This is a genomic window from Corynebacterium tuberculostearicum, assembly GCF_022347235.1.
Taxonomy (GTDB): domain Bacteria; phylum Actinomycetota; class Actinomycetes; order Mycobacteriales; family Mycobacteriaceae; genus Corynebacterium; species Corynebacterium tuberculostearicum_F.
In genome coordinates this window covers 1-939 of the sequence record NZ_JAKRDX010000050.1, presented here as the reverse complement: position 1 = coordinate 939, position 939 = coordinate 1, and the positions used below count along the sequence as shown (strand labels likewise).

1 protein-coding gene is annotated in these 939 nt (G+C 54.7%); it reads right to left on the bottom strand.

All coding sequences use genetic code 11. The annotated features are described in order from the left end of the window. Positions 1 to 222: 222 nt before the first annotated feature. The gene (locus MHK09_RS11620; protein ID WP_366511743.1) at positions 223 to 846 is read right to left on the bottom strand and encodes a 6-carboxyhexanoate--CoA ligase; all 624 of its coding nucleotides are present in this window, start codon (positions 844 to 846) and stop codon (positions 223 to 225) included. Positions 847 to 939 lie beyond the last annotated feature (93 nt).

Below are 939 nucleotides of genomic sequence, written 5' to 3'. Positions count from 1 at the left end.
ACCTCTGTGTAGGCGCGTTGCAGTGAGCAAGACTCCAGGCGGACCATTTCGATGATCTGATGGACCGCCTTCTCCTTGAACTCGACGGAATACTTTCTAGGCATAGTTCAATCCTTCCTTACCTGAGGTAGGAACTAAACCCAGGACGCTTCACCTTTTCGGTTCTTTCCAGACCACGCTCACACCACGAAGCATTGGAACTGAATGCCCAGTCTTCCAGGCTCATTGCCAAGAACCTTCCACAAGGACAGGCTTTTCACGCAGCCACTGCTCTGTCTCCGGAAGTGCACTAGGTGCGCCTGAATAGAACAAGACACGTCCACCTTGTTTCCCGCCTTCAGCCTTGACGTTGCGCAAAGCCGTATAGGAACCTTCGACCGCAACATAACCCGTGGTGTAGCTCAGGTCATCGGCAATACAGACTTCCGCGACAATGCCCGGCGCAGCAAGAGCCTTGGATGCTAAAGCAACGGCATCAGCCCGATGGTTCTTCGACTCGGCACAAGGAGAATTAGCCCAATCAAATGTTCCCACCCGAACACCGCGTTGCCCATGGGTATCTAGACGCTCACCGGTTTCAGCGCAGACGATGCTGGCACCGCGCATATCGCGGGTGCGGTACAATAGCCCGATACCTCGGCGGGCTGCGCTCTCGGAAACATGGTTGTCCTTAGCGAGCACGGCCATCATCGCTGTTTGTGCAAACTCCGGGTTCTCGCAGGCCCGTGTACCGACATTCAAGGCGTTGACATAAATAATGTTGCCTGGTGCAACCGCCCTCGTAGCGATATTGATGGAATCCGGCACGCCCTTCTCATGGGCGGATTCTAGTGGTCGTGGAAACACGTCTTATGTTTCGGTTGAGTTTATCAGTGCGGCCATTTTCTCGGCTGGTGTTTGAAAGCCCAGGGTTTTGCGGGGGCGGCGGTTGAGTTGCAT